This window comes from Rufibacter roseus (genome assembly GCF_001647285.1).
Lineage (GTDB): Bacteria > Bacteroidota > Bacteroidia > Cytophagales > Hymenobacteraceae > Nibribacter > Nibribacter roseus.
In genome coordinates, this window is sequence record NZ_LRML01000006.1 from 309,278 (window position 1) to 328,998 (window position 19,721).

The 19,721-nt window shown below is 43.5% G+C and carries 30 protein-coding genes; 15 read left to right on the plus strand and 15 right to left on the minus strand.

Features of this window, described 5'->3' with window-relative positions:
* Positions 1–269: 269 nt before the first annotated feature.
* From A8O23_RS11410 to A8O23_RS11430, 5 genes are all read right to left on the minus strand, one after another.
* Entirely contained in the window at positions 270–1,601 is a 1,332-nt protein-coding gene (locus A8O23_RS11410) for a hypothetical protein (protein ID WP_066621157.1), read from the minus strand.
* On the minus strand, positions 1,594–1,905 hold the full coding sequence (locus A8O23_RS11415; RefSeq protein ID WP_066621159.1) for a hypothetical protein: 312 nt from the start codon (positions 1,903–1,905) through the stop codon (positions 1,594–1,596). The genes A8O23_RS11410 and A8O23_RS11415 overlap by 8 nt, the downstream gene beginning before the upstream one ends.
* 1 nt (position 1,906) lies before the next feature.
* Positions 1,907–3,049: a hypothetical protein gene (locus A8O23_RS11420; RefSeq protein ID WP_066621160.1), complete on the minus strand. Its 1,143-nt coding sequence runs from the start codon at positions 3,047–3,049 to the stop codon at positions 1,907–1,909.
* Positions 3,046–3,672: a hypothetical protein gene (locus A8O23_RS11425; RefSeq protein ID WP_066621161.1), complete on the minus strand. Its 627-nt coding sequence runs from the start codon at positions 3,670–3,672 to the stop codon at positions 3,046–3,048. Before A8O23_RS11425 ends, A8O23_RS11420 begins: the two co-directional genes overlap by 4 nt.
* A gap of 199 nt (positions 3,673–3,871) precedes the next feature.
* Positions 3,872–4,423 carry a hypothetical protein gene (locus A8O23_RS11430; protein WP_066621163.1) on the minus strand — a complete coding sequence of 184 codons (552 nt, stop codon included), beginning with the start codon at positions 4,421–4,423 and terminating at the stop codon, positions 3,872–3,874.
* Between the two features lie 140 nt (positions 4,424–4,563).
* Between A8O23_RS11430 and A8O23_RS11435 the strand changes: the two genes are divergently transcribed.
* A complete protein-coding gene (locus A8O23_RS11435) occupies positions 4,564–4,773 on the plus strand; it encodes a response regulator (protein WP_066621166.1) in 210 nt (69 codons plus the stop codon).
* A gap of 65 nt (positions 4,774–4,838) precedes the next feature.
* Here the strand turns inward: A8O23_RS11435 and A8O23_RS11440 are convergent, their stop codons facing one another.
* From A8O23_RS11440 to A8O23_RS11455, 4 genes are read right to left on the minus strand one after another with little or no spacing between them, the layout of a single operon-like run.
* Positions 4,839–5,174: a hypothetical protein gene (locus A8O23_RS11440; RefSeq protein ID WP_066621169.1), complete on the minus strand. Its 336-nt coding sequence runs from the start codon at positions 5,172–5,174 to the stop codon at positions 4,839–4,841.
* A complete protein-coding gene (locus A8O23_RS11445; protein ID WP_066621180.1) occupies positions 5,171–5,476 on the minus strand; it encodes a hypothetical protein in 306 nt (101 codons plus the stop codon). Before A8O23_RS11445 ends, A8O23_RS11440 begins: the two co-directional genes overlap by 4 nt.
* An 11-nt stretch (positions 5,477–5,487) precedes the next feature.
* A complete protein-coding gene (locus A8O23_RS11450; RefSeq protein WP_066621182.1) occupies positions 5,488–5,712 on the minus strand; it encodes a hypothetical protein in 225 nt (74 codons plus the stop codon).
* A gap of 10 nt (positions 5,713–5,722) precedes the next feature.
* Positions 5,723–5,926 carry a hypothetical protein gene (locus A8O23_RS11455; RefSeq protein WP_066621185.1) on the minus strand — a complete coding sequence of 68 codons (204 nt, stop codon included), beginning with the start codon at positions 5,924–5,926 and terminating at the stop codon, positions 5,723–5,725.
* Between the two features lie 112 nt (positions 5,927–6,038).
* Here A8O23_RS11455 and A8O23_RS11460 point away from each other — a divergent pair, with 112 nt between their 5' ends.
* Complete coding sequence (locus tag A8O23_RS11460; RefSeq protein WP_153042167.1) at positions 6,039–6,467, plus strand: hypothetical protein; 429 nt, start codon at positions 6,039–6,041, stop codon at positions 6,465–6,467.
* Between the two features lie 74 nt (positions 6,468–6,541).
* Here the strand turns inward: A8O23_RS11460 and A8O23_RS11465 are convergent, their stop codons facing one another.
* The gene (locus A8O23_RS11465) at positions 6,542–7,840 is read right to left on the minus strand and encodes a helix-turn-helix transcriptional regulator (RefSeq protein ID WP_066621190.1); all 1,299 of its coding nucleotides are present in this window, start codon (positions 7,838–7,840) and stop codon (positions 6,542–6,544) included.
* A gap of 565 nt (positions 7,841–8,405) precedes the next feature.
* On the opposite strand from A8O23_RS11465, the gene A8O23_RS11470 reads away from it, so the two are divergent.
* Positions 8,406–8,633: a hypothetical protein gene (locus A8O23_RS11470; protein WP_066621192.1), complete on the plus strand. Its 228-nt coding sequence runs from the start codon at positions 8,406–8,408 to the stop codon at positions 8,631–8,633.
* On the opposite strand, the gene A8O23_RS11475 is transcribed toward A8O23_RS11470, so the two are convergent.
* From A8O23_RS11475 to A8O23_RS11490, 4 genes are all read right to left on the minus strand, one after another.
* A complete protein-coding gene (locus tag A8O23_RS11475) occupies positions 8,630–8,851 on the minus strand; it encodes a hypothetical protein (protein ID WP_161486725.1) in 222 nt (73 codons plus the stop codon). The genes A8O23_RS11470 and A8O23_RS11475 overlap by 4 nt on opposite strands.
* 223 nt (positions 8,852–9,074) lie before the next feature.
* Positions 9,075–9,287 carry a hypothetical protein gene (locus A8O23_RS11480; protein WP_066621197.1) on the minus strand — a complete coding sequence of 71 codons (213 nt, stop codon included), beginning with the start codon at positions 9,285–9,287 and terminating at the stop codon, positions 9,075–9,077.
* Between the two features lie 2 nt (positions 9,288–9,289).
* Entirely contained in the window at positions 9,290–9,649 is a 360-nt protein-coding gene (locus A8O23_RS11485) for a hypothetical protein (protein ID WP_066621200.1), read from the minus strand.
* Positions 9,650–9,705: 56 nt separating this feature from the next.
* Positions 9,706–10,038 carry a hypothetical protein gene (locus A8O23_RS11490; RefSeq protein ID WP_066621203.1) on the minus strand — a complete coding sequence of 111 codons (333 nt, stop codon included), beginning with the start codon at positions 10,036–10,038 and terminating at the stop codon, positions 9,706–9,708.
* Between the two features lie 142 nt (positions 10,039–10,180).
* Between A8O23_RS11490 and A8O23_RS11495 the strand changes: the two genes are divergently transcribed.
* The 12 genes from A8O23_RS11495 to A8O23_RS11545 all read left to right on the plus strand — a co-directional run bounded on the left by A8O23_RS11495 (position 10,181) and on the right by A8O23_RS11545 (position 18,385).
* Positions 10,181–10,558, plus strand: a complete 378-nt coding sequence (locus A8O23_RS11495; RefSeq protein WP_066621206.1) for a helix-turn-helix domain-containing protein — start codon at positions 10,181–10,183, stop codon at positions 10,556–10,558.
* Between the two features lie 48 nt (positions 10,559–10,606).
* Complete coding sequence (locus A8O23_RS21590; protein WP_161486726.1) at positions 10,607–10,747, plus strand: hypothetical protein; 141 nt, start codon at positions 10,607–10,609, stop codon at positions 10,745–10,747.
* 63 nt (positions 10,748–10,810) lie between these two features.
* Positions 10,811–11,011 carry a DUF2158 domain-containing protein gene (locus tag A8O23_RS11500; protein WP_066621209.1) on the plus strand — a complete coding sequence of 67 codons (201 nt, stop codon included), beginning with the start codon at positions 10,811–10,813 and terminating at the stop codon, positions 11,009–11,011.
* Between the two features lie 170 nt (positions 11,012–11,181).
* Positions 11,182–11,964: a Swt1 family HEPN domain-containing protein gene (locus A8O23_RS11505; RefSeq protein ID WP_066621212.1), complete on the plus strand. Its 783-nt coding sequence runs from the start codon at positions 11,182–11,184 to the stop codon at positions 11,962–11,964.
* A gap of 89 nt (positions 11,965–12,053) precedes the next feature.
* Entirely contained in the window at positions 12,054–12,386 is a 333-nt protein-coding gene (locus tag A8O23_RS11510) for a hypothetical protein (RefSeq protein WP_239693386.1), read from the plus strand.
* Positions 12,387–12,415: 29 nt separating this feature from the next.
* Positions 12,416–13,225 carry an exonuclease/endonuclease/phosphatase family protein gene (locus A8O23_RS21325; RefSeq protein ID WP_082883013.1) on the plus strand — a complete coding sequence of 270 codons (810 nt, stop codon included), beginning with the start codon at positions 12,416–12,418 and terminating at the stop codon, positions 13,223–13,225.
* Positions 13,226–13,235: 10 nt separating this feature from the next.
* Positions 13,236–13,610 carry a hypothetical protein gene (locus A8O23_RS11520; protein WP_161486727.1) on the plus strand — a complete coding sequence of 125 codons (375 nt, stop codon included), beginning with the start codon at positions 13,236–13,238 and terminating at the stop codon, positions 13,608–13,610.
* A gap of 307 nt (positions 13,611–13,917) precedes the next feature.
* The gene (locus tag A8O23_RS11525) at positions 13,918–14,589 is read left to right on the plus strand and encodes a hypothetical protein (protein WP_066621218.1); all 672 of its coding nucleotides are present in this window, start codon (positions 13,918–13,920) and stop codon (positions 14,587–14,589) included.
* 238 nt (positions 14,590–14,827) lie between these two features.
* Complete coding sequence (locus tag A8O23_RS11530; RefSeq protein ID WP_066621221.1) at positions 14,828–15,241, plus strand: hypothetical protein; 414 nt, start codon at positions 14,828–14,830, stop codon at positions 15,239–15,241.
* Between the two features lie 210 nt (positions 15,242–15,451).
* Positions 15,452–15,736 carry a hypothetical protein gene (locus A8O23_RS11535; protein ID WP_066621225.1) on the plus strand — a complete coding sequence of 95 codons (285 nt, stop codon included), beginning with the start codon at positions 15,452–15,454 and terminating at the stop codon, positions 15,734–15,736.
* 204 nt (positions 15,737–15,940) lie between these two features.
* Positions 15,941–16,645, plus strand: coding sequence for a hypothetical protein (locus tag A8O23_RS11540; protein WP_066621227.1), 705 nt, complete (start codon positions 15,941–15,943; stop codon positions 16,643–16,645).
* 330 nt (positions 16,646–16,975) lie between these two features.
* Positions 16,976–18,385, plus strand: coding sequence for a phage integrase SAM-like domain-containing protein (locus A8O23_RS11545; protein WP_066621230.1), 1,410 nt, complete (start codon positions 16,976–16,978; stop codon positions 18,383–18,385).
* 629 nt (positions 18,386–19,014) lie between these two features.
* Here A8O23_RS11545 and A8O23_RS11550 read toward each other — a convergent pair.
* Positions 19,015–19,455, minus strand: coding sequence for a helix-turn-helix domain-containing protein (locus A8O23_RS11550; RefSeq protein ID WP_153042168.1), 441 nt, complete (start codon positions 19,453–19,455; stop codon positions 19,015–19,017).
* Positions 19,456–19,721 lie beyond the last annotated feature (266 nt).

Consider the following 19,721-nt stretch of genomic DNA (forward strand, 5'->3'; position numbering starts at 1 on the left):
GTTCGATGCAAAGGTGGCGGTGGGCTGAGCCGCCGGAAAGGACACAAAAAAGCCCCAGCAGTTTGCCAAGGCTTTCCATTACCACCATTTTTTGGAAAACATGCGCCTTCGCCTCAGCGTCCTGTGCTGCTCTATTGTAACGGCCCTGAAAAACACCTGAGGGTCAGGAATGGGCCGGTACCGCTCGATGGTAACCGCCCGAAGGGTCTGCGGCTCCAACAAGGGCTTTGGCCTGTGTTCCTCTATCGTTATTGCGTGCAGCTTAACCATTACGCAGCTGTGTTTCTGAGAGTGAACCGGATGTAGAAGAAGTCGCACATCGGTATCTGAGCCGACGCGACGTTGTAACCGTCATCCGCCACGCCGTAACCGTTGCTGTCTATTCTGATACGGCGGTTAAATTCCTGCTTCGTCCAGATCGGATCACCGAACATTTCATCTTCTTGATAGGCAAAATCACAATCAAAACTAAACCGTTGGTTTATTGTCGTATCCCGCGCCGCGTTGGGCGTTTGGTCTATATACTGAACAGCGTTAGCACCCGAATAAACAAAGGCCGCAAACAGATTTATAATGTCCAGCATCCCTTGCGGCTTTGGTATTTTGGTGCTTGTAAACGTTCCCGCGCCTATGCCATCATCTAACAGCATAAAGCCCAATCCCGCATCATAGGTAATATTGTTTGTTTCCGCTATGTTTCTGTAATTATTCCAAATGTTTTCGGCGGTAAATCTGTAGCCAACTCTCTTTGCCCCTATTTCTAACCTGTCTTTTGCCGCATTAATTAAAATACTAGTGGGCTTTAGCGTATAGTCGTTATAGTAAAAATTGGTAGAATCCCTTCCCGCCTGAAAGTCGTTAAACGTGTTGGCGGGCGTTTCTGAATAACCGCTGTTCATATATGAGCCGTCGCCATAAGCCGCCCATTGCGCCGCCGTTCTACCTCCTAGCGTGCCGCTTATGTTGTTGTGGTTAAATTCAGAGTTAGCCACCCTATCGGCGGGCAACTCAAACTGAACACCCTCGCACCCGTGGAAATAATTGTCTACAATCGTATATGCGTAAGCCGCACTAGCTGCGCTCGAATTGGGAACCCTTAAAATTCCGGTGCATTTTGTGAATGTATTTTTTCTTAGGTTCACAGTTGAAACTCCCGCAAATTGCCGCGTAAACTCCACCTCATTCAGTATACAACGTTCAATACTCCAAACGTTTCCGCTTGAAAATATAGAGCAAAAATTAAAAGTGCTCTCTGATATTGTATTGGCCGAACTTTGCGCATACGCACGGGCCCCGCCTTGGTAAAACTGAAACTTTACGCCCGTGATACTTGCCCATGTTCCTGAATTAAACCCATACGCCCCAGACGCTAAATTTGAACCGTCGCATATCGCCTCTCCTTCTCCAACCCAATGCAGGGCTTTGGTGCTTGGTAAATTAGGGAAAAACTTACCCGTAAATACAACCGTGTGCCCGTTACTCGCTGCCGTGTGCGCCCGTTCCAACGTAGCAAAAGGGTTTTCTTTAGTGCCCGTTCCTGTTGAATCGTTTCCGTAAAAACTATCTACAAACCAGTTACCCGTTTTAGTGAATTTAGACATTTCCTATAAATTCTAAATATAAAGAATGAGTACCCGACCATGCATATTTTGTGCCGTACTCGTTTTCATAAACCCAAAAAACAACGGTTTTAATACTAGCCGTATCGCCTTTTACCAAATGCACTAATTTAGAATAACGCTTGGGTTTCCCCGCCTCTCCTGTTCCCTCGAAAACGCTTTCCGCTTCTACCGCGTTATTGTAGTCGAAGGCTATCTCGTTCAGGTAATCCTGCACCGCCGCCTCCTGCTCACCTAGCCCCAGCTCGGTGTCATAGACAAGGGTCTTTGTAAGTTGTATTTTCATGCTACTGGTAGATTTCGTAGAAAATATTCGTGGCCGAAACTGCGAACAGCTCGACGTAGTTGATGCCGTGCTGAAGAAAGTCCCCCGCCTTTTTAGTGGCTCCCGCGCCGATTGCCACCCCTGCACCAGATGTCATATCCAAAACAAGCAGAATAGGGGTACCTGGCTTAAGGCCTGTGGTGTCGATGGTAAAGGTGCTGGCCCCAATGACCGTGGCGGATATTATCTGCTTTTTGTCAAACTTCAACGGATACCCTCCGTTGATATTCCCCACTGCCGTATTCGTGACGCTGACAGCATCACTAACCGCTTTCTCACTCGGGGCTTTGTCCGATGCCGTACCCAGTGTTTGGGTGAGGTCTGCAAATTTCACATACCCCGACAAGTCTGCCGGTGCGGGCGTGGAAGGCGGAATTGATCCGTCGCTTATGTCTACATATGTCACGAATATGCCGCCAGGCGGTAACACTGGGGTTTCCATCGCCGAATTGGAGTTTGCCGGATCACCTAGTATCACATTTATTGCCAAGTTAGCTGACGCAAGGAAATATAGGTCGCGCCGCTTCATGCCAAGTGAGGTGTTTGAGTATTGGTGGTTAGACGGTTGTATTGTTGTCTCTGCCCCGTCCGGTTTTTTTATGACACCTGCAGAAAGCTGAACCTCCCCGCCGTTGTCACTTTCCTCAATCACAACTCCGATTGTTGATACCCATTCATACCCCTCCGGAGGCTCGGGAATCTCTATTCCCTGTATAGCCGTAGATATTTCAGCTTTAACATATTCGGTAAGGTCGGTCTGGTCTTCTATCAATCCGGATATGGTTCCCCAGGTGCCGCCGCCGTTACTGGTATCTTCCAGCACCTTCTCCCAATAGGCGTTGTTTGCGGTCGGGGCAACAGCGCTGTTGAAGTCCTGCTTCGTTCGCCATATAATGTTGCCGTACACCCAGAAAGTGTCGGCCAGCATTGCCCCTGCTGCCCAGATGCCTTTGAACTTACCGGTTCCGGCAAGCTTGGGGGCAATGCCGTCCACCGCCAGAAGCACCGCTTCGCGGATCTTGGCCACATCGGTTCCACCGCCAAGGCCAGAAACAAGCTTGGCGGCAATGCTGTCCTTCAGCGCCTGTATTTCCTCTGCCGTCATATCAGAATCTTAAATTCGAGTGAAAACTCACTTTCTATGTTCAGTGTCTCCCCTGGCTGCACAATCTTCACAAGCTCGCCGTTGAACATCACCCTGATGGATCCGCTCTGGCCATTGCCCTCCCCTATGTCCGTGACGGCAAAGTTTCCCGAATAGAAAAAAGGCGGGTGCAGGCTCTCGCTTTTGAAACCGGCCGTGTAACTGTTTCTGCTGGTGGGGTTCTCACCTGAGTCGTGTTTGTATTCAAACCTGAAGGTGAAATCCCTTGACCCGGAAAACTTCAGGTAGCCGTTGCTGTCACGGTGCAGCACCACGTACCGGCCCCGCTGCAGCTCATACAGCAACTCAGCCAGATCAGGGGTGTCTTTAGGAATGGAGCCCTTCAGGTCATGCGTGTAGATGATACCCCGGCGGTCACGCTTGGGCACCATGTTGAAACCGGGAGTGTCGCGGGTGAAGGTGACCATTCCCCAGGTGGTACCTGGCTTCAGCAAAATATCTCCCTGCAGACGCAAACCGTCGCGCTCAGGGAACCGGTCCCAAACCACATTGCTGGAGGCGGTGTAGAAAACCGCCTCCAGCCCACCTATGTTGTCTGAATCTATTGGAAGGATATTGCGCATAGTTAACCAAGTAGCAAGCGCAAAGGTGAGAGCTGAGTTGGCTATCGGAAAGGACAGCCAGATCGGGTCCTTTTATACTGGAGAAAATGCTATGTTCGGGGCAAAAAATTCAGGGGACAAAAGTCCCGGCGATTTCAATAACTTTTGTAGGAAAAAGCCGTAATCGGCGCTAAAAACGCGGGACAAAAGTCCCGGCGAATTATGCCACATTTTTTATCAGCTCCTTTGTGCGGGAAGTGGCTGAAAGAGTTTTAAGAAAAACCAGGAACGGCAGCATGATCACGCCCTCGGGTTTGGGCACCCCCGCCTCGCGCTGGGTAGTGCGGTAACGCTGGTAAGACTTCTTTAAAGCGTCGTATTTCACGTCCGTCTCATCAAACTCGTATTTGGCCATGAAGTAGGCGATGGCATGGCGTTGCTCCATACCGCAGGCCTCCATGTTCTCTACGAACTCATGGAAACAGGTCAGGAGAAAATCCTCCACAAGGGAATTAAACTGCACCAGCGTCTCGCCATCGAGGTTTTTGCACCCAAGGTCAGTGATGAAGTGCTCCGGAATGCTCACGGTGTAACGCTGGGTAAATTTCTTTACGCGTTCTATTTCACGGGCCTTTGCCTTGGGTCTGCGGAGCATGTTGAACAGCGTCACCCCAATGTGGTCACGCATGCAGAGTTTATAGATGCCGCCGTACTTGGCCACAAGAAACTTCTTGACGTGGGGCTTTACGGGGATGTGGATGGAGAGCAGCATAAATGGGAGAATTAAGATACTGAAATTTATCCTATAATCCCATGGCTAGAAAGGACCATTTCGCAAATAAATTCTTCGCTGCAAAAACCCAGATTTAAATGCCCTAGTTCACTACTTATCACTTCCAGTAAGACCTGAACATGCCGCTAATGGATGGCTTTGACTTTATGGAGACGCTAAATAAACTTAATCTTCACTCGAAGACCACAGTTGTGGTTGTTACTTCATCCTCAAATGAAGAAGACAGAGCAAAAGCTACCTCACTTGGTGCAAAAGGCTTTTTCACAAAACCGCTTGACAAAGTAGAGCTATCATTACTTTTAGATAGCCTTTATGAATATGAGGATTGAGTGCAAGGGAGAAAACTACTCTTTCTCTACCACTCATCACCATATAAATTTCACCTGTAGGTTTTTTAGGTAAAGTTTAACGCCTTCTGCTGGATCTTTCCTAAAACCACCTGCAGCTTCAGCTCATGCGCCTGGCATTGAATACAACGCCTTACCGACAGCAGCTCCTCCGGACTTAGCTTGAACACGAAGGGTTTAGGCTTGGGCTTCAGGCGTTCTGAGTTGGCCCGGCTCACCAGGCGTCTGTTGAGTCGGGCAAGTGGAGTTAGGCTCAGGATCTCCTCCAGCGGCACATGCTTTCTTTTCGGTGCCTGGACAATGAATTCATAGATGGCCATGGCCAGAGCTTCCGCCTCTAGATAATCTATGTTTATGGGCTGTTTTTCAAAAATTAGCATCATACCATAAACCAGCTGCCGTTCTCAAACCGCCAGAGCGGCTTACCTGTGTGCATGTCATAGATGATGGCCAACTTGATCCGAGTCTTCCAGGTGTAGGCATACTTCTTCAGTCGGCTGATGCCCAGATCAGCGTTATGTGATCGGCGGTTGCCGATGTTGTCTCTGGAGTGCATGGTAAAAGATTCGTTGCCGTTGCCCAGCCTGATCCCTTCCTCGTTCCACCAGATGATCATCTTGGTCATGGCGTGGGCCACCAGCTTTTGCCCTTTCTCCGTTCGCTGGTAAGTCTGTTGTGTTTGCATTGTTATATTGATTATTTGTGCATTAAAACTCTCATGGAGTAAGTTTGGTCAGATATCTTCTTCTGGTAAACTGCCGTTATATCAGCAATCTGTTTCAGATAGTAGGAATGATCTAGATTTTTGAAATCAAGTCGTTTTCGCTCGAAAGATTCAATTTCCGTTTTCAAGCCTTTGAGAGTCTCCTGCAGTTGCCCCTGAAGAACTAAAAGCTCCATTTGCTTTTCATCGTTTTTCATAAACCATTGGTTATTTTCTTTCAATTACTGGTTCCATAGGCTTGCCATAGTACCTATGCGGATTGTTTTTGATAACATCCCAAAGCGCAGCCTTAGCTTCCTTGTGATACCTAAATGCCTTGGCATTTTCCTTGACCAAAGTTCTAGCTGGGTCACCATGTCCATCAGCTATCCAATATGGCTCACCGCCATTTTCAAATTTTATTACCCACATGAAACATTGGTTTTTATTGTTTATTTATTCATTTAAAAGCAAAACACTTCGGGAACCTTAGCGTAAACCTGTCTTATTGTTTTTCATTCTGGCTATATAAAATTTCCTTTAGGTGTCTGATAATTTCACCCAAGTGCTTTACAGTAGTAGTATTGTGGAGATGGTTTACTACCCTGACCAAAAAATCATTGGAGCCAAGTATGGCATCCTGAACGGTTTCCCGGAAGATGAGATAATGGCGGCTATTGCCGCGTTTGAAAAGGCCTTCAGTACCCTTGAAATACATTTTCTCCTTCTAGACTCCTCCAAAGCCATCATCAGGTGGAAAGACGAGGAGCTAGCGTATGTCACTAAGCTAATCGCTGAGGCTTGCCAAGACGTTGGGGTGGGTAAAGTGGCACTGGTAAATTCTCCAAGCCTTCTCACGGAGGACAGTGTGAGGTTGGCCATCACACAATTACTTGATAAGCAGTCATTCCCTTTCTCCTTCAAGGATTTCAACAGCACGACTAGGGCAATTTCTTGGCTGACAGCTAGATAGCACCTCCCAATTTCTTTGTGTAGATCCATCATTTTTACTTTAGATATAAAGTTTACGCTTGCGTTCTATAACCGCTATAGGTTTGGTATGGTGTGCTGTCGGTAGAATCTGTTGAGGGCATCGGTCCCTAGTCTCCGGATCTTGTCTTCATGGAACTTGAAGAGCTGCAGCGGTGACTTGGCCTGCAGGCGCTTGGGGGCTTTGCCTTTTTTGTGCTTGATGAAATCCGCCTTGGCACGGCGCAGGGCATCCGATACGCGCTGCTGGTGCGCCCAAACCTGTTTCTGGGTGTGCCAGTCCAGGGTTTTCTGGAAGCCCAATCTGTTTTGGGCATCGAAATAGCCGGTGTCGGGTACCCACTCTGCGTAGGGCATCGGGGGGTATTTGTCGGGATGGTTCAGGTAATACTGGGCTGCCAGATCCAGCCGCTCCATGGCCTGCAGGTGGTATTTCTCCCATTGGTCCTCCGTCAGATCTGCTTTGAAACCGAGGTAAACACCTGCCCAGATGGCATTTTTCGCCAGCTTGTCCTGGGTTTGGTCAAACTCCAGGTGCGGGTAGAGCACATGCTTGGCGTAACTCCAGAACAACTCCACGAAAGAAAGGAATTCAGGCCGCACAGGCGGCTTTTCTGGGGCCGCCCCGCCCCCGGCTCCCGTTCCAAGCTTTCTGGCGTTCAGGGGCTCGGTAGGCCCGCTCTGTGCCGAAAGCTGCCCCTGTTGCGGCCCTGTGTGGCCCGCAGAAGAGGTTTCTAGCGTGTTGCCTGTGCCATCGCCGGCAGGCATGGCAGCCTGTGGCTCCGCCACTCCTAACTTGTCCACACTGCTGATTTCTCTTTCTATGTTTCCAGTAGTTGCAAATGCTACATTAGCCGGAAAATCCGTGCATTCTGGAGGAGAAACCCGAGCCTCGGGCTGGAGGTCCGTAACCTGCCTTGGGTCTGTTGGGAACATGATCTTGGGGGTTATGCACAGCTCGAAATCATGGTTGCGGCCGTGGAAAACGTACCTGCTGATGAGGCCTACTTTCTTGAGCTTCCGGATGTGGTTGCGCATGGTGCGGTCAGAGGCGTTGCACTGCCTGGCCAGCGACACGGCGTTGATGAAGAGCACGGGCATGTCACCGTCAAACTCGGGCCTGAAGCCGCCGGCCATGGAACGCTCATAGGCCCTGATGTACAATTTGATCAGCCGCTCGCCGGTGGCGGTGACGGTCTGCTTAAAGGCTTTGTTGCAGGTGAAGAAAGTCTGCTCCTGCCCTGTCTTCTTCAGTACGCGCTTCCGCTCCACCACTGGTTGCTTTTCGTTCTCTTTCTCGGTGAAGCATTTCCAGGCAAGCAGCGCCTTGCCCTGTTCAATCTTGTATGGCAGCATGGTAAATGTCTTTTAAGGTTGCGGGACCGGCCGTACCTGGGGTGTGTCCACTCCAGGCCAAGGCCGGCCCCTTGTTGCAGACCCTGTTTGTTTGGCTTTGCCGCCTGAGCCTGACCCCAACACGAGTGCGGGAAAGCCGGACTAAGGCGTTCGCAAAGGGCAATTAAATTCCACCCCGCCCCGTGGGCAGGTTTTTTCAATGGTTGAATACAAAAGGAATAGGTTAGCCTAAGGGGCTCTGGCTGGGGATAAAATAGATTGGAAAGATATTGTCATATACATAGTTAGTAGTTTGGCAATGTAAATTATGGCGGGGCCAGGGCGTTAGGCGCATCATGGCAGAATTTGCCGGAGCGCCCTTGGCCACCGCCTACTGCAGGCGGGTAAGCATTTGTCGTTTGTCTGTTGCCCTATCACAATTCGAGCATTTACCTGCAGCTGGTATTAATAATCTTTCTTTATAATCCACCGTATTTTTATTACTGTTACTAATTATATACCTTATGACATTTCTAAGACAATAATCTGTAAACCAAGTCCCCCAGGGCTTACAATCTATTGTGTGATGGACAGAATTCCAGGCAGCAGCCTCAAGGCTCACCAATACACTATCCCTGAACAACCAGTGTCTGTGCCTAATCTAAAGTTGGCTATCAAGCTGACTAGGCTTGGTTATTCTCAGGATTATATTTCAGAATTTGTCTCTGGGCCCTGGAGCCCTGAGCTTGCCCAGCAGCATCCTATGGAGGCGACTTGTCCTGAGCTCACGCTGCCCTCTAAAAAGACCACCTAAAAAAGGCTCCCTTGGAGGCGGCTCTGCAGCAGTTGCAGGTCCCGCTCCTTCCGCATGATGTCTTCCTCTGCCTTTTTCACCTTCTCGTCCTGCTCTTTCCAGAGCGGGTAGGCGGCGTCTTTGTGGATGGCTTCCCTCAACTCCATTGCCTCCTCGCGTTGCTCGCGCAGAAATTTCAAATCTGTTTCTACTGTGCGTATTTTCTCGTGAAGCTCCATTTTCATATATAGCAAAAAGATTTTCCTGCCTTTTTAATAGGTATTTATTCAGGCAATCACTGTATTTATTCTCTTGTCCCAAGCTTCTAAACCTCTACCTTTACAGCTCTTTAGTTCGGGTCCGCGCTTTTTAAGCCCCGGTGAGATTAAAGCTCAGGTGCCGTGTCTGAACTAGGTGGGCCTGAACAGTCATATCTGGGGATTTCACGGTTCCTGTTGTTTTCTACCCTCCGCTGCTCCGCTGGAACAGCCTGAGCCGGAGCTCCACGTGTGAAAGGTCATTCTGTAGCAGGCGGCTCAGAAGAGAGCACTCGTCCTCGGTCAACTTTCCTCTCTTTAAATCCTGCTCCGCCTGCTTTAGCTCTTCCCGGAAGAACATCATCTGAAATTCGGCTATCCGGATGAGGGTGTTTGAAAAATGGCTTGTTTCTGACATGGCTAGGCTGATTTTTTCATGAAAGGCAGTTTCGCTTTCTCCTCCACCCCTATCAGCCCGAAGGCCTCAAGGTCACTCAGTTTCACCCGCTTGTCTGAGGAGAACATTTTATAGGGCAGCTTCACCATGCCGCCTTTGCCGTCTGGCTTGCCCTCCCTGATCCACTTGTTGATGGCAGACCGCTTGTGGTCTGTGTAGGCCTCAATGGTGGGGATGGACAGGTAAGGATCATCCAGTGGGTTGGCCGCGGCGTCAATGACCGGCTGCACCACCTTTAGCATGGCTTTCACGATGGCCTCGCCGAAGGTGTGCAGGTCGCCTACCGTGGGTAGTTCTTCTAATTGCTTCTTTGTCAGTGCCATATAAAATATTCTTTTGCGATGGAACTATTTTAAGAAAAGTTGGAACAGTTTATGTATTAGGCTACAAGAACAGCCTGCTCAGGCGTTCCTTTGCCACTCAATTTTCGGGCAATGTCATGGATGGACTCTTTGATTGGGGGTTTCTCGCGGTAGAGCTCACGGCTGGAGCAGCCGAACATCTCGGCGAAGAACTCCAGCTCGCTGGTGGCCAGGTCGTTTGACCGCAGCTTCAGGTAGAAGCTGCGCTCCTTCAGTTCCGTCCGCTCCACGAACTTCTGCCTGAGCAGCTCCTTCTTACTGTTGGAAAGGTCTTCGTACTTCTCCCAGATCAGATATCTTGAATCTGCAGGAGCCGTAGCGTCGGCGATTTTTTTAGGCTTTCTTCCCATTTTCTTAGAGTGATTTTATTACATTGTGGTGTAATACTTATACAATACTAGCAAAAATGAATTCATGTTTCAAATTTGATTTCATTTTTGATTTAAAATATTTGCAAGTATTTGGTAATCAATAAGATTATTTTTCTCAAAAATGACTTTAGGCGAAAAAATTGAGCAAGCTATATCCGAATCTGGAGAATCTTATGAGGCGGTTGCTGCTTATACTGGTATAAGTGTTGCCACTTTAAGGAGGTTAACTAAGAAAGATTCTGCTGATACAGCTGATTTAATCAAGATCAGTGAAATATTAAAAAAGCCATTAGGCTATTTTCTTTCAGAATTGGTTAGCAATTCTGGCCAGCAACAGATTGCAAATCAGGTAAAGAAGAACAGGCAGCAGATCAGTGTTGGTGGTGAGAACTTAGATGAGCTTCGCCACCAGCTGGAGTTGTGCCAGGTGGAGCGTGAGAGTTTGACAAAGCAGCTGGCGGATAAGGAGCAGATTATAGAATTGCTAAGAAGTAAGTAGCGTTTCCGACCTGTTTCTGGGAAAACAGGTCGGAAACAAAAAATAGTTATGCCAAAGAAATACCGCAAGAGCCAAGGCCAAGAACACTATGAGCGTCAGGAGCTGATGAGTAAAATCTTCTGGATAGTGGTGGCTGTTGCCTTTGGATCATGGCTGGTGATGGAGGCTTGGGAGTGGTTAATAAGGTAGCGTTTTTGGCCTGTTTTCAGGAAAAGAGCTTAAATTCATTAATTAAATTTAATTAAAACAGTTATGGAAAAGGAAAATTTTAAAGAAGGCGATTTAGTAAAGCTTAAATCAGGTGGACCTGTAATGACAATTGCCTCTTCTGGTATGGGCATGGCTGCCTGCGTCTGGTTTAACAAAGATGAAATCTTCGGTAAGCATGACTTTTATTTGAAGAACCTGGTCAAAGTAGAAGCTGATCATTCTTTTCCATTGCCTATTGGTTAAGAGGTGTTATGAAAAGTTTGGCAATATGTATAGGCTGATTAGCTGGGAGTAGAGAGCCTTCAGCACAAGCTGGAGCTATGCCAGGTAGCGGGCCAACCTTGACCAGCGGCTGAAGGATAAGGAAGAATTGATTGAGGTGCTTAGGGGAAGATAATTGAACTGGTGTTAAAATGGATGCATCATTGGCATTAAAAGAAGTTGAAAACTCCATTAGAGACTTTATTAGCTATATTCTAAGTAGAGATAAAGGAACTGATTGGATATCAACTTGTGGAGTTTCCCAACAAAGAATTAATCATTGGGTTGAGCGGAAATCTATAGAAGAGAAAAAGCATAAGTTTGGTACGGCTGAAGGAAGGTTGATATATTATTCTGATTTTTATGACCTTCTAACAATTTTGGATAAAAGTTGGAATAATGTTTTCAAAGATGCATTAGGTGATAAAAAGGAAGTTGATGTATTTCTAAAAACACTAGATATGTTTAGAAATACTGATGCACACAGAAGAGAAGCATTACCTCATCAAAAACATTTGATTATTGGAATTGCAGGTGAACTTAGGAACAGGATAACTTTATACAGGAGCAGAATGGAAACAGGTGAGGATTATTTTCCTAGAATTGAAAGTGCCCGTGATAATTATGGAGGTTCTTGGGTTATTGGAGATCATATAATTACATCTAAATCTGTACTTCGGCCTGGTGATTGGCTAACTTTTGTAATCTCAGCAACAGATCCTTTAGGAGAACAGTTGGAATATTGCTGCCTAGGTAATTCCAAGTGGTCAGTATCAAATATCATTGAGTTTGAAATTGAAAATAAACATATATCTAAGCTCACTGATTTCATATTATGTATTAGGAGTAAGCGGGATTTTCATGCTTATAATTCTTTAGACCCTAAAGACGATATGATTATATTTAGATATTCTATACTACCTAAACTTCAATGATTGCTTAGAGTAATTAGTATAAAGTAATGCAGCATATTATAAGCAACATTAGGCAAATAACTATTAATAAAGAAGTTAAACTAAATAATTTGACTAAAAAAATAGGCATGACAGAAACAGGTTTTTATGCTTCACTTAGAATCGAAAGTTTGAAATTTGACAAACTGATAAAGATATGTGAGGCACTAGAGGTACCGTTACAGTACATTGTTTCAGATAATCTAACCGAGGCTTCAGGAACAGCCACAAACCAAGTTCAGGTAGCAAACCAAGTAAAGAAGAACAGGCAGCAAATAAGTGTAGGTGGTGAAAACGCGAATGAGCTCAGGCACCAGCTTCAGTTGTGCCAGGTGGAGCAGGCTAATCTTGAACAGCGGCTGAAGGATAAAGAGGAGTTGATTGAAGTGTTGAGGTGGAGATAGAATATGAAATTTAACACGTTTTTATCTCTATGAATATTGGATTTTGGAATATAAATAAAAGAAAGCCTACAGATATAATTTATGATTTTGCTACATTATATGATTTAGATATTTTAATATTAGCTGAATCACCATATTCACCACCTGATTTGCTTCGTGATCTTAATAGAACGACATCTGATTATTACTATTCTCCGGGATTTGTATGTGACAAGCTTCAATTTTACACAAAATTTAAACCTGCAGTGTTTCAGTTGGTACATGAAACAAATAGAGTAAGCGGCAGACGCCTTTTCTCAACTAAACATGGAGAAATTTTACTTATCGCATTGCACTTCAATAGTAAAGTTAATTGGACAAATGAGGATCAAGCAGCAGAGAGTTCTAACTTAAAAGCCATAATTGAATATATTGAAAATAAAGTACGACATCAAAGGACAGTAATTTGTGGAGATTTTAACATGAATCCTTTTGACTTTGGAATGGTACAAAATATGGGGCTACATTCTGTGATGGATAAGAAAATAGCAACTAAAGGGTCAAGAATAATTAATGGCCATGAATACCATTATTTTTACAACCCAATGTGGTCGTTTTTTGGTGACAACGGAAAAGGTTCAGTTTCAGGCAGTATGTACTACAGCCCTGCCAAGCCTATTAACTACCATTGGCATCTTTATGATCAGGTACTGATTAGACCTGGATTAATACCTGACTTTGATGAAAATGAACTTGATATTGTTTGTAAAATTGGAGCTACAGAATTATTAACAAAGGAATCCCTTGTTAAAAGAAGGATTTCTGACCATTTACCAATAAAATTCAAACTCTTAATCTAGAATGAGTAATATGCAGAATCTTTGGCCAAGTGATTTAGGTAGCAGTAAGCTAAATTTACCTAAGAATATTTTAATTCAACAAGGAAAGTTTTTAGAGGAAATGACTAAAAACGTAATTACTGTTGAAATCAAATCAACACAATCTGCTTCAAATGATATAATTCATAGGGTTAACATTTTAGCGCCAGCTTTAGGAAATTATAGCTTTGGCCTGTTAACAATGTCCCACAAAATCTCATTATATCCATTAACTATCATAGATGAGGTAAACTTAGAAAAACATTTTGTTGAAGACGAACCCGATCTACTTAATTCCTTAGCCAGTATATTCAATTCACAACCAGTTAAAAATGCATTAAATTCATTAATAGCTCAGAGTAGTTAAACTTAAATAAAGAAAAATAGAAATAATATGCTATTGGCGAATTTAAAGTATTTCTCTATAGAATCAGGAGTAATAGATTGTGGTGCTTAATCAAGGTTAAAGAAGAATCATCTAACCCCCTTCCTATGGGTTAAGCTGTGATTTCTAAAGAATGGCAATTTATAATAGTGCTTGTTTACTCAAGTTTTGATGCTCAATGAAATGTTGTAATTGCTGCAGATGAAGTAGTCGCTGTTGGACTGATTTAAGAAAAAGAGTTTAAAAACAGAAGATAAATACAAACCAAAACCCTTAATACTTACCCTTTATGAAACAATACTTACTAATCATTGCTCTCCTAATCTTTTTTACATCTTGCAACAGCCCCTTAGATAAAAAATACAACAAGGCAACAATGGCACAAGATCTAGATGAGATCAAAAAAAGCGAAAAACTCGATTCATCTGAGATGATGATTTTAGGCTTTTCCTTTGTGGCCAGTGAATTAGGCAATACTAACTTAGAAGGAAAGACCTATAAACAAATTCTGGAGGAGGGAAAACAAGCTCAAAAAGAATTAGAGTCTCAGCAAAAAAAGGAAGAAGCTTTGGCTGCTCAAGTGCAGCTAGAAGAAAATCAGAGAATTGAAAAATTAAATAAGACCCTTGTAGTCTCTATGTATGACAAAGGTTTTGAAAAATACGACTACGAGGAATATATCACTTATAAGTTCGCCTTTCAAAACAATGCAGATAAACCTATAAGAGCATTTAAAGGTATGGTGGTCTTTCAGGATATTTTCGGTACTGAGATCAAATCATTAAATCTTACTTATGACGAAGGTGTTCCGGCTGGCAAAACCATAAAGTACGACGCATCTACAGAATACAACCAATTTATTGACGAAGACAAGCTCCTTCGAAGTAAAAATTTGAAAGATATTAAAGTAGTTTGGAAACCAGAAAAGATTCTTTTTGAGGACGGCAGCACAATGGAATAAGCTATTTTAGGCCTGTTTTTTTTGAAGACAGGCCTAAAATTTGTTCCTAAATAAATACTCTTAAGGAGTAACCGGCGGCAATGAGCAGGATAGGTGAACTGTTGAAAATGAACCGACCCTAGTCTCACCACTCCAATTTGAGCTGAAAAATTTACTGATGACGTACATCCCTTCGAGGAGGAGAATTATCAGAAATTTATATTTGGAACCTCGACCAATTATCCACCTTAACTAATCTATGATCCTTTTCCAGAATCAGCTCATTGTGCTTGATTACGATCCTTCCAGCGATATACTTTCGGTGGTTTGGCCAAATGTGAATCCATACGATATGTTGGAGATTGAGCGCTCACTCCAACTGCTGGTGGAGTACATCAGGGACTATGACGTAAAGAAACTGCTTATTGACAGCAGCAAAACAGAGATGCACCCCGAGGTTGACCCTGAGAAATATATTTCTATGGTAACAGAGTTTGCCAAGAAATTACAGAAAACACGCCTGCAAAGATCCGCTAGGATTATACACCAAGATCAGGTAAGAGAAACTGAATCAAACCAGGTTTCTGAAAAGGTTACTCAAAACGTAGGGCTTCAGATAGAGAGCCGTAGTTTCATTAACAGAGAAGAGGCCAGGGAGTGGCTGTGTTTATAAATTAATTTAAATGCAGTGTATTTTGATGAAAGAAGCTTATAATTTAATACTTTAGAGAAAAGAGTCAGTTACTCAAAGAGATAACCATTCTATTTTTGCAGAACACGTGTAGAAAGGGATTGGTAGAAATGGAGAAGGTTTTTTAGGCTTGTTTACTTTAAAACAGGTCTAAAATAGAAAATTTGGATGTAGGCTTTTAAAGGTAACTCAATGAAAAGAAGAGCACAAGAGGTAAAACGGCTGTTGGCACATATGGAAGAGTTAGATCCTTTCAACCCCAGTACTCCTACCCTACTTAAAGTAATGGTCAATTCCTCCCTTACAATTTTTGGAGAACTGATCAATTACCAACATTCAGAAAATGAGGCCGATCATATTATCAATTACTGCAACATCAAAATGAAGCACGCAAAGCAGTTAATTGAAAATGATAACATTGAGGAAGGACTGCCATTCTCAAAATCGGTTCTGGTTTTTTTTCTAAGGGATTTGTAATAGCCGAAGAGAACGAGGCAGCAGAATAAATAGAACAGAGTTAAAGTAAGTTTGCTTCATCAACAGGTGAAGCAATGCAAAGAAAAAGAGTCAAAACGTGTGCAGCAGTTGTAGGGCATTTGGAGGTTGAAATAGGTACTGCAGGAGGATTTTATAATCAATTTTATCAAAGAATTTATCCTTTAACCTTAATTTATAACCACTATGAATTCTAAAAAAATCACACTGCTAATTTTTCTTTTCTTACCCATTCTGGGGTTTTGTCAAGAAAGGCAACAGCCCGGGGTCCAGCAACCTGCAGCCCAACCTGCTGAAGATGATGAAAACAATGATTATGGCTGGAATAACAGGTTTTCTTTTATGTTTGGAGGGGGTGTTTCAGGTATAATAAACACAGTTTATTTAGACCCTGCGATTAATAAGTCAACAAATGCCGTAATAATAGAAAAGGCAGGCTTGGTAAAACCTAATATAAGCTTAGGAATTGTTTACACACCTTTTGTTACTACTTCAGTAAGAACGGTGGAAACAGAGAGTTCTACCAAAACTATTTACGAATACTACCCTAGAGGAATATCAATGGCACTTTTTATAAACCCAGTGAGTCTATCAAGCTTATCTGAGACAAGCCTTTCCAGCACAGTAGATTTAGGGTTAGGTATTGGTTATAGAACAGGAAACTTTTCTATTTTTGGAACTGTAGAGTTTTTTTCATTAAGACAGCCTCGCCAGTATTTTCTTGAGCAATACAAAGACAACAATAAGCCCTATATCATCAACGGAGAAACCCAAGCAGCAATTTCAACGAGCGATAATGATATCTATACTGACAGAGTTATTGCCTCTTTGGGTATAAAGCTTGCTTATACTTTTGATATTGCTAAGTCATTTGTCAGATCTGCACAATAATTATGTTTAACTATAACAATTTAAAAGCTGCTTTTTAAGCAGCTTTTTTTATCTCCATAAATTTATACAGACGGACAACACACGGCTTTCACCAACCTAAAAGCCTATGTGTAACAGACAAAACAGCTTACCTAGTGTAGTGATGATAGCCAATGAGGTGGGAGATAACCACCAGAGCGTTCAAATTTGCAGCAGCTGCGATGAGCTAAGGCAGTTGATGGGAGCATACGCAGAGGAAATCAAATCTACACTATTACTTATTCATGCGCAGCTGCAAGAACAGAGGCGCTTGAATGGAAAAGATGTTTTATCCTAAAATTCTATTCCCCAATGAAGATCACCAGAGAGTTTCGCAAAGACAAAATCAACAAATCGGGTTACGCCCCCATCCGGATTACTGCCCATTATGATGGTGTGAGGGTTAGAATCTCCCCTGAGGAGTCTGCCCACAAAGACAGCTGGGACCCTAGGTTCCAGAAGGTGCTGGACACGCAACCCTATTACCAGCGCATCAATGATAAACTAGATACTTGGTGCAAACACATCCGGAACATCATTGAAGATGCCAAAAAGCTTGGTAAAACACCAACAGAGGAAGAATTAAAAGCAGCCCTACATCTTGCATTAAATCCTCCCCAGGAGAAAACTGAGGTAGACGAACTGGTAGACTCCCTCCTATTCCCAAATACACAGGAGCCAGAGTTGGAGCCGGTATCAGCTGAAGACCCCAGCTCCTTCTTTAATCTGTTCGAGCGCTGGATATCTTATAAAGAAACCACACTAGACAAATTCGGCAAGCATCTTTCTCCAGATACCATTCAGTCTTATAGAGCATCAAAAGAGCGGTTTCAGGACTATGAGAAAAAGAATGAGATGTCGGTAACCTTAACAGGCATGGACTTGAAGTTTTATGATAGTTTCAAAAAATACATGATCACTGATCTGAAGCAGAGCATCAATACCTTCAGCAAGCACATAGGCAGACTGAAGGAATTTCTGGAGTGGTGTGAGGACGAGGATCTGCCGGTTAACAGGAAGTTCCGGAAGTTCGGCACACCAGAGATCTATGACCCGGTAGAGGCCTTAAGTGAGCAAGAGGTAATGCAGATCCGGGAATTTGATTTCAGGACCTTGGCCTCCATCCAGTTTATAAAAGATGAGTTTAAGGAGAAATTTAAAATGCCTATGAACCACCTTATGCTCGCGCAGCGCCTTAACACCTTGGAGCAGATGCGCGACGTGTTTTTGATGTGCTGTTACACCGGCATGCGGATTTCAGATATGTATACTTTCATGCCCCACCACATTAAAGGTAACATTATCATTAAGCATGGCGGAAAGACCATAAAGCACGGCATCATCTACTATATTCCCTTCTTTGATGATTACCTCTTTAAACCCGTGGAGTTGGTAGAGAAGTATGCCGGTGGCCAAGATACCTGTATGCCAGTCAACTGGGATATCAATACCCACTTGAAGACCATTCAGAAGCTGGTGGGCATTACCAGACTGAACCTTACTACCAAGATAGGCAGAAAGACTTTTGCCACCTTAAAGCTTTACCAGGGCGTCCCTAGGCACGTGGTCATGCAGGCTACTGGTCATAAAACGGAGAAGTCCTTCAACGCCTACATTGGGGTCGATACACTTAAAGTGATAGAGGTTTTCACCAAACATTCGGCCGCATCAAGCCTTGGGGGGCAGAAATGGGGGGCAGATTCTCAACTAGCAAGTGCCTAGAGGTGAACACAGATAGCCTAATTTTGCAGCAAACGCGGTTTGAAATTTGATAGACTGCCATCAATCTGCATAAAAATACCTTGAAAAGTCCCGTCCGGACCGCTAAAAGCCCCTTCAGAAATGGAGGAGCTTTTTTGTGTTTATATCATTCCGGATTGTTTTTCCTGCTTTGTAACGGCAGTTGTTTGGGCTCAATCAGTATTCTCCAATCTTTGTCGTGTAAGGCTTGAAGGCAATAACTACTAATTAAACATGTCTGCACTCCTTCTCTCTAATATGCTTCCTGTTTTATTATTTTAAAATAAGGAGAACCTAGTTGGCTAAGTCGTCTTTCAACAGTAGGTTTTGGTGTAAAAACTGAGATTATAATCACTATATACCACAGCTCAATATTATTAGCTCTACATAATTGATTTAATATATCTATATAAGATGCTCATATTTTCTGTTAAATAAAATTTAACATGAGCAGCATTAAAGAACATCTATACCTGTGAATCGCCGCCTATTTATTTAATCAAATAACAACATTAGAAAATTATTGCCAACTATAGCATTACTTCTTACCTTCAGTATATTCAGCAACAATTTTCTATAATATACTTTTAGTCCTATTTTACAACTTCGACTTAATGATCATACTGCTCGAAGCTTCCGTCAGAGTAAAACAAGATCACTTTCTTTAGTTGGCGAGATTGCCTCTCTTTTTTTGGTGGAACTTCATCTTTGTCATGTACATCAACTTGTACTTTACTAGGCTTATCCCTCAGCTCACTTTTCTCAATTTGAAGGGGTGGAGTAGGTGTAGATTCAGCATCATCTTTCTTTTTATCATTGATGAGGGGCGCTAAATCTTTTAGCATCTGCCCTTCGCCTACCAATAACCAACCAGAAGATACGTCTGGATATCTGCTTAAAATTTTCTGCACAACCTCCAGGCTTACCTTGTTTCTACTAGAGACAATATGGCTCATTACTGGTCTGGCAACTCCAATTTCATCTGCAAATGCAGCTGGCCCAATCCCTAACCATTGTAACAACTCCTTTATCCTCGGCAGTAAATCATTCATATTTTTTTATCTTAAACAGATCGGGTTTCTACTGTTGTAGAACCTTTCTATCCGCAAGCCGCTGTTAACGCTGTGTATAAGTGGCGAAGGTTACCTTATACAGTAATTCAACAACAGTTACTCAAACACCTTATACAGACTACTTTATCTGGTCTACTTAAGAAATCAGAACATGCACTTAGTATCTGCATTAACAAAGATAAACCCAGTTTACATATGTAACACATTTGTAAACTGGGTTTAATAAAAGATACTTCTAATATGTT